Origin of the sequence: Cohnella sp. LGH (assembly GCF_017671885.1) — a bacterium.
Classification (GTDB): domain Bacteria; phylum Bacillota; class Bacilli; order Paenibacillales; family Paenibacillaceae; genus Cohnella; species Cohnella phaseoli.
Map to the genome: position 1 here is coordinate 7767364 of NZ_CP072117.1, position 12642 is coordinate 7780005.

The following is a 12642-nucleotide window of genomic DNA, read 5'->3' on the forward strand; positions in this document are numbered from 1 at the left end:
AAATTGCATGTATTGCGTTTATCAAACTGTAAGTAGACTTCTTTACGTTTTTAAGAAACTTCTAATTTCATCAGTAACACTGAATGTTTTTAGTCCATAATTATTGAGGTTTTGGATGTTTATATTGAACTTGTCATAGAGTTGACTATCTTCGAATGATATTATTTTTATTTTTACACAAGAGACGTTAGATTTAGAATCCACAAAACTTTTAAGTTCGATTTCACTATTAAATCCACAAATTATCTTATTAAATATTTGGTCATTCCATATAGACTCTATACTTTTTTGGGAGTTAGATTCTATAACGACAGAATAAATAACTTGTTTGTTTTCTTGAATAACAAATAAATCTCCAGGACTAGGCAGCAGACTTTCTTTCAATATCCATGGCCATGGAAAGTTTACAGTTCCCGTATTACTCCTGAATATATTTCTAAACCAACGTGATTTCGTTGGAGTTGTAACTTGCATATAGCCGGTTTTTGAGATAATAAATTGATCTGTATGATTTTCTAACGCCTCATGATTTTGCAAAAAAGGACTCTCTCTAAGTTCTCTATGTGTTTTTGATTTTATAACATTTGAAAGTAAGACGAGAGATATTCCGAAAGCCAATAATGTAGAGGCATTATTTATTCTATTAATTGCATCTGAACTCAATTGAAGAAGTCCATACAAGCCGTTCTCATTTATACTACATAATATTGCGAGAAATAATACGATAGTAGATGGTACCCCGAATTTTATTAATTTTTTATTATCGGGTGTAAAATAAGTCGCTAGGAAATCAAACCAAACAAAGATAAAGCCTGAAAACGTAATAAAGGAAATAAAGTTTGGGTTTATATTATTTAAAAAAAGTGCACATAGTCCGCACAAAAAAAATATTAAGCCAGTAACAAGTGTTGAATAGTCTCGATTATTTTGCATAAGCATCTCCGTTAACGATTTAGTAATTTAGTATTTCAAAAATTCTTAAGTTTATTAATTAATGAACACCATAAATTATACCATGAATGGAAACATTATATGTAGTCATAAATATACCCTAAAATCCGTCTTTAGGGGGACACCTACAATTTCTATATCACTTCTATAGATTTTGCCCCCTCTCTTTCTTCCCCCTGTTCTTCGCCCTACTTATGATAAGGCTCACCGTATCATAGGTAGAAGATGGCTGCAAATAAGAAGAAACGGAGCATACAAAACCAAAGAAAATAATCTCTTATCCGGCCTTATTTTCTGCGGAGAGTGCCTTATTTATCATGGTACTGACTTCGCCATGATGGGTAACTCGCGAAATTGCGGTAGGAATAAGTCCAAGTATGTGACCTACCACTGCGGCAACCGTGATCGTACCAACAGCTGCAAAACGGCGTGAGTACATCGGGAACTACGTATTGGACGAGTTGCAGAAGCTTATTTTCAACGACGCGGTGCTCGTGCAAAAACTGAATGCATTCCGGGAGCAGAAGGACGATGGACAACAGGAAGAGAAGAAAAGATTGGAGAAGGCAATCCGGGACACGGAACGCGAAATCGAGAATATCGTTGCGGAGATCGCGAAAGGCTTCACGCGGCCAGCGTTTCTGACGAAGGTGGAGGAAACTTGAAACGCAGAAAATCGACATGTCGTCCCGTTTAGCGGGAATCCGGACCGAAAAAACAAAAACAGCCATCTCTGAGGGAACCTCTGCGAAAGCTGTTCGGCATGTTCAAAAGCTATGTAGCCGAGAAGAACGTCCCGGAAGTTAAGAAGTTCATCGGCAGCTACATCAAAAAAGTCATCGTGTACAAAGAGCACATATGTTATATTTAACCTCAAAATTGAGGATTTGGTTGGGTGGAGGCGAGAGGAGTATTCAATTCCTGATTTAATCTGCTGCCGAAGCCTACTCCACGATGACAACCTTAGCGGTAGAATTGAATTGCGTGCTCAGACTGCTCCGCAGTCTTCCGCGCGATCGAACCCCAATGTCCTCCTTCGGACTGGGTGACTCCCCAAACTTTCCACCAGCACAAAAAAGCCGAACTCATGCGGTCGGCTTTCATGATGGTGGAGGCGAAGCGCGGCTGAGCAAATCCACAATACGCCGCCATGAAACTATTAACAAGAAATAACGTCTTCCTAGAGTCTTAACGAACTTCAACATAACACGTCATGCCAATGGTATAGTGTTCTTCAAAAGTTGCCGTTCAGTGCTCAAGCTAGGATATCATTGAAGATTCAATATTCCATAAGGGAATATCTATGTTATTAGTTTCACTTGACTTATTACTTTTTGTTCCATTGCATTCCCAACAAAGCAGTTGTAAGTTTGTAGGATCATTGCTTCCGTAACTCGCTATTGGTACAATGTGATCTATTGCAAATCTATTTTCTAAATTTAATGTCCCTGAAACATCTTTTCTACAAATAGAGCAAACGCCCTTATCACGAAAAATTATAGCCCTTTCAAGCCATTTCGGCCATGAAACTCTACGAACTTTCCCACCAACAATATGCTCAGGATTTTCGATCATCAATAAATTGATGTCAGATTCGATACATTCTGAAATATGCTCATTAAAATCCCTTAAAAACTTCTTATTACTCATAAACAAATGAAAGACAGTATGCACAAGAGAAAGAACAGAATCATCCCAAGCAGTTCTAATCTCTTTGTTAATTTCCGCATATTTAGAGCACTCGACACATCCATCACAAAAATTGCACTCATTCAACAAATCAAAATTTGGATGCTCAGACAATAGAAAACCTGCATCCTCCACAATCTTCGATTCCAAACTAAAAACATCCCTTTGCTCAAAATGTCGATCCGCGTACCAGTGATGGAAGTTAAACACATAAAATATCCATTCATGCATAATAGTCCATTTATGTGGCTTAAAAATCCTTGGTAGCAGTTGATGTCTTGAATCCCTCCAAAATTCTGGTAGAAGCAGATTGCTTTCTTCATAAAATTCTCCGATGGTGGCTTCCGCCAACCAATACGATTCCAGATACGCGAACGAAAAATGCTTAGCCATTACCTCACCTTAAATATTGAGATTGTCATTTCATTTCACAGAACTAATAGGTATAAGCCACCTAATGCCGTTTTATAAATAGTACTTCTCCAATACATCTAACTCTTTCTTGTATTCCCGTTCTTTCATGAGCCTTTTCAATTTCTGACCATCGTAATAAACATCCAGCATGGACGGCTTCAAACTGCTCTCATTTAGTTTGTTGAGCGTTTCCAGAGCCTCTTCAGAGAATCGAGCCGTCGTAATGTAACATGCCTTCATAGGATGCTGATTAGCTTTATCAATATCACCGTAATATTTCTTGGCAAACGGGAATGTTCTTCTAAAAAACCATCGTACAGTATTTTTAGAATCTTGATCCCCAAGCTTTATTTCGTTACTCCCTTTGTGTCCCTTTAGTTCAAAAATAATACGTTCTTTAGGACCGCCTTTTTGGATAATCAAATCGTACTCGTAATATTCCACCTTGCCTTCCGAATTCTTTTCTTTCAGCACAACACTCTGTTCAATGTATCCTTCACCAATAATTCTACGAAGAACCGAATACATCAGAAATTCAAAAAGATCCCCTTTTAAATTCTGTAAGTTTGTCTCTTGACCGGACTCCCTTAAGTTCTCCAGTATATTCGTTACTTCTGGAATGACCTCTGCAGGATGCGACCGGAATCTAAAAAGCTCATTTATCTTATCCAAGCTCTTCAAAACTTCATATATCCGCTCCCCATAAATCGTACCCAGATGAAATGACAAGAAGCCAAGCTTTCTAATTCGATTTTGTACGCCTGTTTCCGCTATTTCATTTATGATGATGATTGGCAGTACCTTTCTTTTCCTGCTCGAAGAACTGCAAATCACACCCTGAACTCGATTATAAAATCCGTCCAAGTCTTGCTGGGAGTAAGGTCGACTCATTTGAACATCCAGAACAATAAGTGTGTTCTTACCATCCTCTCGGTCATTAGTTATTCCTGTGGCAGACGAATAAGCAAAAGCATCCCATACAAAGTTATTATGTTGAGCACCTTTAGAAAGCTCATTTTTACTCCGATAAACAACTTCTTCACGATTAATTAAGTTATGCTTTTTTAACCAAATAAGCACATCTCTTATAAACGTGCAGTCTAACTTCATCTTACACTCATGGCTTTTCACAACCGATGGCCAATTTGCTCCATGTAACTTATCGATTATGTAGGTCACACTGTTATACGTCTGTAATTCCATAATCAAACCTAGATGAAGCAAGTCTTGAATAATACGATCTAAATAATCCATCTTGGTTTTTTCTCTGTCCAGCGGGCTTGAGGTAACCTTCAGAGCCTCGTAGTACGAGAGAACCCCTTGTGAATTCTCAAGAGTAACTATGAGTCGATACAGAGAAGGTCGATGATTCTTCGTAATATGCTTAATGGCAGATTTGTTTAACGGTCGAGTAAAGTAAACGTATTGATTATTTCCAAAGGTAATCGGAGAAGTCGAGTTAATTTTCCCACTAGCAGTCATGCGTTGAACAATTTTTCTACAGTTCGCAGAAGTAATATGAAATTGCTCGGACAATTTCTGATTTAATTCTTGTGCTGTTAAATATCCTTGCAGTTCAATCTCATTCTTGATAAACGTAAAGTAATCCATGATCCGCTTTGCCTCCAGCATGTCACACTGCTCTTATAGAATATATTAAGTTATTTAAGACGCTCCTCGCAAACCTAATTTTCGTTGTTATATCGGGCTTTTTCCGCATTGATCTTATTGAAAATCGTAAATTCTCTGTCACACTAAAGTAATGATAGCATTAACCGATGCACCATAAATTGCTAGATACGACCTATTTGCTAGTGATGAATTTCACACTGAAGGTTGTGGTTTGCAGGGAGGAAGGCCTAATTCGCAAATGCGAAATACTCAGGTTATGCGGAAATCGCATTACTCAACAGACTACCACTTATCTGTAATTACCATCAAGCCGCTTTCCAATGCATCCTCTCGACCCCCGTATAATGCAATTTCTTTACCCATACAAAAGAAGCCTCACCATAAAAATTTGATCAAGCTTGGAGCAAAAATGAATATCTTTCCGGCATTAATGGTTGTGGTTTTGTATAGACAAGGATTCAAACAACTGAAGCGCGGCGGGGCAAATCCGCAATTTGCCACTGCGCGATTGTTTGGAGAGGTGGCATTATATCCTTCCATATTTAGCTCGACTACACAAGCCTAGACTTTATTGCCTTCTTGACATAATAGCTTAACTTCTGCACACAGTTACTCATCTTCACTACAACCTCATCAAAATTGCTGTCAACCTGTGTATGCCCCACTTGATTACGAAGGTAGGTGTAAATGGTTTCCTTTGTACCATTCCCTCTTGTTGAATCCATTTCTACTTCGGTATCATCAATTCCCCAAATAAACCTGTCTACCTCGTTCTGGGTTCGAAACATATGATAAAACAATCCATACAATAACATAAATTTAGTGAAACTATCATTATTGTTCATAGCCGCACGATACAGCTTATACAAATAACTCTTAGCTTTTCCATTCTTAATCTTTCTGCCAACTTTTTCGAAATTTTCGTCCGAAAAATTTGAAAAAACTTCCATAATCCCGCCGATTTCAGAGTAGTTAATATTTACATGCAGTGCGTAGCTTGAATCAACCTCTTCATATTTATAAAATGATCTTCCGGTGATATAAGTCAAGGAATTAAGAAATTCAACAACTTTTCTCTGACATATTTTCTTCGCTAAACTTCGATCCTTAATGCTATCAAACAATATGAATTTAAGCGTCAACTTTCCTCTTTTATATTGAGATTTATCGTCAGTTGTTGCTTCAACTTCTATTCGCTTAATGTTTTCATGGTCCAACTGTAATGTATATTTCTTATCACGAAAAAAACAGTCCGAGTATGCCTCGTATGTGATGTAGTTATCTTCCATATTTCTCCCTCCTCGATTGCCCTCTTAAGTTTAAACAACGCTAAAGTATTCAATCCGCAGTCGAAATGTACTATTCATAAGTCTTTCTTTCTTGCATGATAACATATCCTCATTCGGATAGTGATTAACATGAAGATCATCAAAACACACATTAACTGTCTTCGTTGCCTCTGCGTGCTTCGGCGGTGTACGATACGGAAAAAGACTGGAGCAGTCTAATAGTCACCATTTAAAACGGTAGACGGCCTTAGCACAATCTGTGCTCTACACAAGTGGGTGCTCTTGTCGGTTACGGGGTCTCCGAAATGCCACCGAGCAAGCGTTAATGACTGCAACGGTGCAGAATATGAAGAAAATGGCCCTCCATCTTGAGAAGAGGGCTTAAGGGCTAATCCCTTTTCCTTACACTTCGCTTCCCTAGAAATACAAAGAGAAATCTTGACGTTTAAAAAACGTAGGGTTTCTCGACGAATCTGAGAGTCAACCATTAACATTAATGGTTTGACTCTGTTATTCCATCTCTCGGGTTTAATTCCAGTGAAACTTAGAAACAATAGATACATATTCATCCGCAATATGCTTAAACCTATCGTATGAGCCTCGAAATAAACCTGCTTTTAGTGGAGGCCACTCCTCTTTTTGAGCCTCTGCTTCTGCTAAGAGAAGTTTGAGCGGACTATCCCCGTAACTATTATGTTTCCAAGCGAATCTCCCAGGAGGCCCCCAGATACCGTATCCCTGGGTATCGTATAGGTCAGCATACACAAGTGCTTGCAAAATTTCATATTTGTCAAATATACCCTCGTAGCTTTTACCCAGAAAAAATAAATCATCCATTTGGGGCTGAAGCATTTTAAAAAGATATTCACTTCTCGGAACATAGTTCCGTTCATGACCCGGTATAGTTTTGAATGCATCATTTAAGTCAGTTAATTCAGAAATCGTTGCAAGTAAAGCTGCTTGATCTCGACTTCGGCGTTCATTCGTTACTTTTGTCAAAAATAAGGCAGCTAACATTTCGTAATTTTGGCTTGCAATGGCCCCTATTCCTCCAGCATACATTGAAAGCAGGATTGGGTACCAGCGCAAATGCAACCACACGACAAGACCACCGTTAACTCCATTTAGATCAGCCAATCGAGAAATTGTTTTCCTCAAACAAGGCACATACCTTGAAGTTCCCCAATAGGACACTGCTGCTACCATTCCAGCAATGTTCTCGGTGATATTTTCATACTTTTTCAGACGTTCAACAAACTCTTCATTACTAAACCTGCCCTGCATTTCAAATTCATTGTTGTATAGTCCAACAGCATGCCTTAACTCTCGGTTAACCAGATCATCCAATTTAATATAGCAACGTTCTTCCGACAGGTACTCTTTCACTTCATCAATCATTTTATCTTCATCATGCTGTCGGCCACTATAAACCGGCTGCACGACAATCATTTGATCAGCTTCTGCACCTCCAGCATCTACTGCCGTAAGAATTGGCGCTTTAAAGATAAAATCACCGTCACCATCAAAATAACCAAAGTGTGGAGTTTGATTAGAATACTGATCCTTCGATACTTTTTCGTAAACGTACGACATGACGCCGTTGGCTGTAATTGTGCCATCCTGCTGAGTCGCCTTACCTCTGAGGGCTTCAATTAAATGTCCAGTAAAGATCGAATGTCCAGGAATGGGCCCTCCAGCATCGGCAACGACTTCATCAGCCTTTCCAGCTGTTAGTACCTGCCGTGTATACCTTCTCAACATATCTTTTAGAAATCTCGTACTTCCTGGTTGTAGTGATCTCGTTATTGCAAGACCACCATAGCACGCATCCATTATAAACAACGCATGTTTCGCTTGAAACAATTCGGAATTTCTGGTTAATTCATCCCATCTAATGAAGCTTGATATGTCGTCAATCTCCCCATCTACGGGTATTAAATAACCAATTTCGCCTCGTTTTCCTCGAATCGTGTGACCATGTCCAGCATAGAACACAAAAATCCTATCATCAGCGGCTGTATAACCGTTTGCATGCTTCATGAATTCTCTCAGAATGTTTGCCTTAGTAGCATTTTCATCGAGTAAAAGAACTACATTGTCAGCAGGGAAATCGAATTCTTCGACCAATAAACTTGCTACTGCCTGTGCATCATTACACGCAAAGCCCAATGGACTAACGTTTTGGTATTTATTAATTCCAATGACAATCGCCCAACTGTTTGAATACGTAGGCTGATAGACTGTAGACAAGCTTCTTCCCCCTAAAGTTTACTATCAATAAGTATAGCAAAAATCCACAGCCTCATGCGGCTGGCTTTGATGATGGTGGAGGCGAGGGGAGTCGAACCCCTGTCCGAAGACAACGCCACATGTGCTTCTACGGGTGTAGTGACAGATTTGATGTCACCCTAGAGACTCCCCGTCTCCATTGAAGGTAATGCCGAGCTGATATATACTAAAATCAAAAGCAATGAACGGAGGTTCATCATGAAGTGGAACGAAGTGCAAAATCTTTACCCTAACGAATGGGTAGTCATTGAAGCTATTCAAGCACACTCAGATGACGGGCTCCGTCTCGTAGACGAAATGGCAATTGTACAAAAGTTCGACGACTCTTTTGAAGCAATGAAGCAATGTAATGAATTGCAGAGAACTCGTCCAGCCAATGAATTTTACTTCTTTCATACTTCTAGACCAAGGGTAGAAATTCGTGAACGGAGATGGATTGGAATTAGAGATAGAGGATGAACATTGAACTTATTGACGGGTTACCTTTCATATCTGTTTCAATTTCATTCCGAGGTCAGGAAATCACCCTCAGCAATGTGCTCGTAGATACAGGGTCAGCTGGAACAATTTTCAAAGCTGACTTGTTGCGCAATATCGGGGTATATCCAGAATCAACTGATTCAACCTGTGCCATTAGAGGTATTGGTGGCTCAGAGATCGTCTTCTTCAAAACAGTAAATTTCTTAAAGATCGAAGACATTCAGTTAGATCATTTTGAAATTGAAGTTGGAGAAATGAATTATGGGTTTGAAATCAACGGCATCTTAGGTTTTGATTTTATGCAATTAGCGGGTATCATTATTGATACTGAGATGCTAGAGATTCATAAAAAGTAAATAGTGTGTATACGATTAACTCCGATCGCTTGCTATCGGGGTTTTACTTTGTTGCAAGAGTCACTCAGCTTCCCAATCGAAACCGACCATTTCATGTCGGATTCTCGTGTCGCAATTTTGGGGAGGCTCGGGGGTATCTGACTTCATTGATTGAACTTGCTGACGAAGCTAATTCGACGAGGACAACCTTAGCGGTAGAATCAGATGCCGTGCTCGGTTTGCTCCGCAAACCTGCGCGCGGAACGCCCCCAACTGTCCTCCTTCGGACTGGGTGACTCCCCAATACTCTCCACCAACACAAAAAGCCGACCTCATGCGGTCGGCTTTCATGATGGTGGAGGCGAGGGGAGTCGAACCCCTGTCCGAAGACAACGCCACATGTGCTTCTACGGGTGTAGTGACAGATTTGATGTCACCCTAGAGACTCCCTGTCACCGGATTCTCTTCGGGTCAGCCTGATTGTCTTCTTCAGCTAGCCCCAGGCGGAGACTAGACAGCGTATCCCACTAAAGTTGAGCCCTTAGCCCGCCACATGGGCGATGGAAGGTAAGAGCCTGGTGACCGTTATTAGGCGGCCAGAGCCAGAGTTGGTTGTTTAGCTTTGCCGTTTAAATTGGCTTCCGCGTTAGTGAAGCAGACGCAGCCCTACTACCCGCTACCCACGCTCGTCCTGTCCCCGTCGAATCCATAAACGCCCCCGAATTTGGGTTGCCGGACGTCATTAACGCCGGAACTCCACAAGGTCACCCGCGACGGATGATTAGAATCAAGCTGTGTTGCAAAATCTATTATAACACGAGCGACTTACCTTTACCGAAAATGTTGATGCCAGCAATGCCACTTTATATCCGTATAACCAATGTCCGAATATAACCCGAGATTGCCGGTATGCACAATCCGTATTAAACCTTCTGCTTCTCCCGAAGAATCCGCTGAATGTCGCGCTGGGCATCCCGCTTAGCATCGGACTCGCGCTTGTCGTACAGCTTTTTCCCTTTACCGAAACCGATCAGGCATTTGGCATAACCATTGCGCACGTACACTTTAAGCGGAACCAGCGTATAGCCTTCTCGTTTCGTCAGTCCAAGCAGCTTGTGAATCTGCTCTCTATGAAGCAGAAGCTTGCGCGCTCTTGTCGGGTCGGACGGATTGTGCCGATTGCCTTGTTCAAACGGGCTGATATGCATGTTGTGCAGGAAAATCTCCCCGTTACGGATCGTCGCGAACGAATCGTTCAGATTCGCCCGGCCAGTTCGCAAGGATTTGATTTCCGTTCCTGTCAGAACCATGCCGGCTTCGTAGGTATCCTCGATGAAGTAATCATGGGAGGCCTTCTTATTTTGCGCCAATGGCTTGTCATACTGGCTTTTCTTGCCCACTTTCCTTCACCTGCTCTCTTAGAATTGCCGGATTTCCATTATACCATGCAGCATGCCGCACCTTCAACCGAACGCTTCGGTTAGGTCTCACATAACCACATAAGTATATACGCATACCTGAATTTCGAGAAAGTTAACAAAAGGAAAGGGAGCACAAGTTGCGCCCCCACGACCCACACCTTAACCCTGCCGGGATTCCGTAATACACTTGTCCACGAGCGCCATCCGAATGTACAAGCCGTTGACGGCTTGCCGGAAGTACGCGGCGCGAGGATCGTCGTCGACTTCCTCGGCGATTTCGCCTGCGCGAGGCAGCGGGTGCAGCACGATCACATGCTTGCTCATCCGCGACATCAGCTCGGCGTCCACGATAAATTGACCAGAAGCTTTCTCGTACTCCTCGACGGAAGGGAAACGCTCCTTCTGAATTCGAGTTTGATACAGCACGTCGATCGATCCGGCTACCGAGTTCAGATCGTTCGTTTCTTCGTACCGTACTCCCTTCTCTTCCATGTATCTCTTGACGTTGTCTGGAATCCGCACATTATCCGGAGAAATATAATACACCATTACATCCTCGTAGTTCGCCAGCATGTAGCTGAGCGAGTGAACCGTCCGCCCGTATGCAAGGTCGCCGACCATCGCGATTTTGAGACCGTCGATCTTACCAAACTCCTTGCGAATCGTATACATGTCAAGCAGCGCCTGCGTTGGATGCTCTCCCGCTCCGTCGCCGGCATTGATGACCGGAATCGAAGCAACCTTCGCAGCTCGCTTTGCAGCGCCGATTTCCGTATGACGCATAACGATGACATCGCTGTAGCCGCTGAGAATGCGGATCGTGTCTTCCAGCGTCTCTCCTTTGATTGCGGAAGAGAACTGCGAAGCATTTTCCGTCCCGATCACTCCTCCGCCCATCCGATGCATCGCCGATTCGAAGGATAGCCGAGTCCTCGTACTCGCCTCGAAGAATAACGTTGTCATAATCCGTCCTTCGTGACGCCGGTCCCCGCCTCGAGCAACGACCTTTTCCATATCCAACGTCGAGTCGAATAGCCGATCGAGCTCATTCCTTTCGAATTGCTTCGCGCCAAGCACATGGTATAACTGCTTCATCTCATGTCATCCTCCCCGTACCTGTCCAGTGCACACCAAATATTATCCTAAAGGATACAGGCACAGTTGTAAATCGGCAATCTTCAACAAATTCCGCTCACGGGATTAAGGCTTCCGACGTTCCCCTGCCATCCATGCCTGCAGCGAAGGCATTAGATTTCTCGCATCCTCCATCCCCCGTTCATACAAAGCCAGCAGCTTCGCCGGATTCCGTTCCATCCGTCCGACTTCAAGAGGGACGCTAGGCCGAATGACATACGCTTTGCCCTCCTGCGCTCTCTTGTCGATATAGCTCAACGTCTCGTTGTAGATCTCATGTCTCCGGAGAATCGTTTTTACGAAGGCCGGATATTTTCCGTAAGCGGCCCGAAGCAGCCAAGGATAACGATTCGGAGATTTCCGGTAGTTCTCGTTTCTCGTTAATATAAGAATATTGTGGGTGCAACCATCTCGTTCCGCTTGTCTCAGCGGAATCGGATCCGAGATTCCTCCGTCCAGCATCGGATGACCATCATACTCGACGCTCGGAGCAATAAACGGCAAGGAACTCGACGCACGCAGCGCCCTCAATACATCAAAGCCAGGAGCACTCTTGTATCGGTATACCGTTTCCCCGGTCTCGCAATCCGTCATCCCTACCACGAGCTCCTCCTTGCTCGCAGAGAATGCTTCGAAATCAAACGGAACAAGAGAATTCGGAATTTCATCGAAAATAAAATCCATGCCGAACAGCTGCCGCTTCCTCAGCCAATTTCTCCAGGACAAATATCGCGGATCCGCTACCCAATCGATATTGACCACTTTATTCCGCCCTCGTTGCCTGGACAAATAGCTTGCCGCTGTGCACGCGCCTGCCGACACTCCGATCGTATAAGGCAAATAAAGCCCCTGCTCCGCAAAATATTCCAGCACTCCGGCCGTATACGCCGTGCGCATTCCGCCGCCCTCCAGCACCAGTCCGATCTTTTCCAATGACAGCACCTCCCTGCGTCCCCTCACCATTTCTTTCCACACTAGCATCTATGCTGCGCACATGCAAACGGACGA

The 12642-nt window shown here is 42.8% G+C and carries 11 protein-coding genes, 1 tRNA gene and 1 other RNA gene; 3 read left to right on the forward strand and 10 right to left on the reverse strand.

Annotated features, from left to right (window positions below; genetic code table 11):
• Positions 1-42: 42 nt before the first annotated feature.
• Entirely contained in the window at positions 43-933 is an 891-nt protein-coding gene (locus J4772_RS31870; RefSeq protein WP_209072998.1) for a hypothetical protein, read from the reverse strand.
• 470 nt (positions 934-1403) lie between these two features.
• On the opposite strand from J4772_RS31870, the gene J4772_RS31875 reads away from it, so the two are divergent.
• Entirely contained in the window at positions 1404-1616 is a 213-nt protein-coding gene (locus J4772_RS31875; protein ID WP_209072999.1) for a hypothetical protein, read from the forward strand.
• Between the two features lie 595 nt (positions 1617-2211).
• Here J4772_RS31875 and J4772_RS31880 read toward each other — a convergent pair.
• The 5 genes from J4772_RS31880 to J4772_RS31900 all read right to left on the reverse strand — a co-directional run bounded on the left by J4772_RS31880 (position 2212) and on the right by J4772_RS31900 (position 8402).
• Positions 2212-2991, reverse strand: a complete 780-nt coding sequence (locus tag J4772_RS31880) for an HNH endonuclease (protein ID WP_209073000.1) — start codon at positions 2989-2991, stop codon at positions 2212-2214.
• Positions 2992-3105: 114 nt separating this feature from the next.
• Positions 3106-4665 carry a hypothetical protein gene (locus J4772_RS31885; protein ID WP_209073001.1) on the reverse strand — a complete coding sequence of 520 codons (1560 nt, stop codon included), beginning with the start codon at positions 4663-4665 and terminating at the stop codon, positions 3106-3108.
• A 572-nt stretch (positions 4666-5237) separates the two neighbouring features.
• A complete protein-coding gene (locus tag J4772_RS31890) occupies positions 5238-5975 on the reverse strand; it encodes a hypothetical protein (RefSeq protein WP_209073002.1) in 738 nt (245 codons plus the stop codon).
• A gap of 528 nt (positions 5976-6503) precedes the next feature.
• A complete protein-coding gene (locus J4772_RS31895; RefSeq protein ID WP_209073003.1) occupies positions 6504-8225 on the reverse strand; it encodes a caspase family protein in 1722 nt (573 codons plus the stop codon).
• Positions 8226-8298: 73 nt separating this feature from the next.
• Positions 8299-8402 (reverse strand) — tRNA-OTHER (locus tag J4772_RS31900).
• Between the two features lie 60 nt (positions 8403-8462).
• On the opposite strand from J4772_RS31900, the gene J4772_RS31905 reads away from it, so the two are divergent.
• Positions 8463-8723, forward strand: coding sequence for a hypothetical protein (locus J4772_RS31905; RefSeq protein ID WP_209073004.1), 261 nt, complete (start codon positions 8463-8465; stop codon positions 8721-8723).
• A complete protein-coding gene (locus tag J4772_RS31910) occupies positions 8720-9100 on the forward strand; it encodes a retropepsin-like aspartic protease (protein WP_209073005.1) in 381 nt (126 codons plus the stop codon). Before J4772_RS31905 ends, J4772_RS31910 begins: the two co-directional genes overlap by 4 nt.
• A gap of 332 nt (positions 9101-9432) precedes the next feature.
• On the opposite strand, the gene ssrA is transcribed toward J4772_RS31910, so the two are convergent.
• The 4 genes from ssrA to J4772_RS31930 form a co-directional block, all read right to left on the reverse strand.
• Positions 9433-9799: a transfer-messenger RNA gene (gene ssrA, locus J4772_RS31915) on the reverse strand.
• Positions 9800-10002: 203 nt separating this feature from the next.
• Positions 10003-10479: an SsrA-binding protein SmpB gene (gene smpB, locus J4772_RS31920; protein WP_209073006.1), complete on the reverse strand. Its 477-nt coding sequence runs from the start codon at positions 10477-10479 to the stop codon at positions 10003-10005.
• 180 nt (positions 10480-10659) lie between these two features.
• The gene (gene pyrB / locus J4772_RS31925) at positions 10660-11595 is read right to left on the reverse strand and encodes an aspartate carbamoyltransferase (protein ID WP_209073007.1); all 936 of its coding nucleotides are present in this window, start codon (positions 11593-11595) and stop codon (positions 10660-10662) included.
• 105 nt (positions 11596-11700) lie between these two features.
• A complete protein-coding gene (locus J4772_RS31930) occupies positions 11701-12597 on the reverse strand; it encodes a patatin-like phospholipase family protein (protein ID WP_209077563.1) in 897 nt (298 codons plus the stop codon).
• Positions 12598-12642 lie beyond the last annotated feature (45 nt).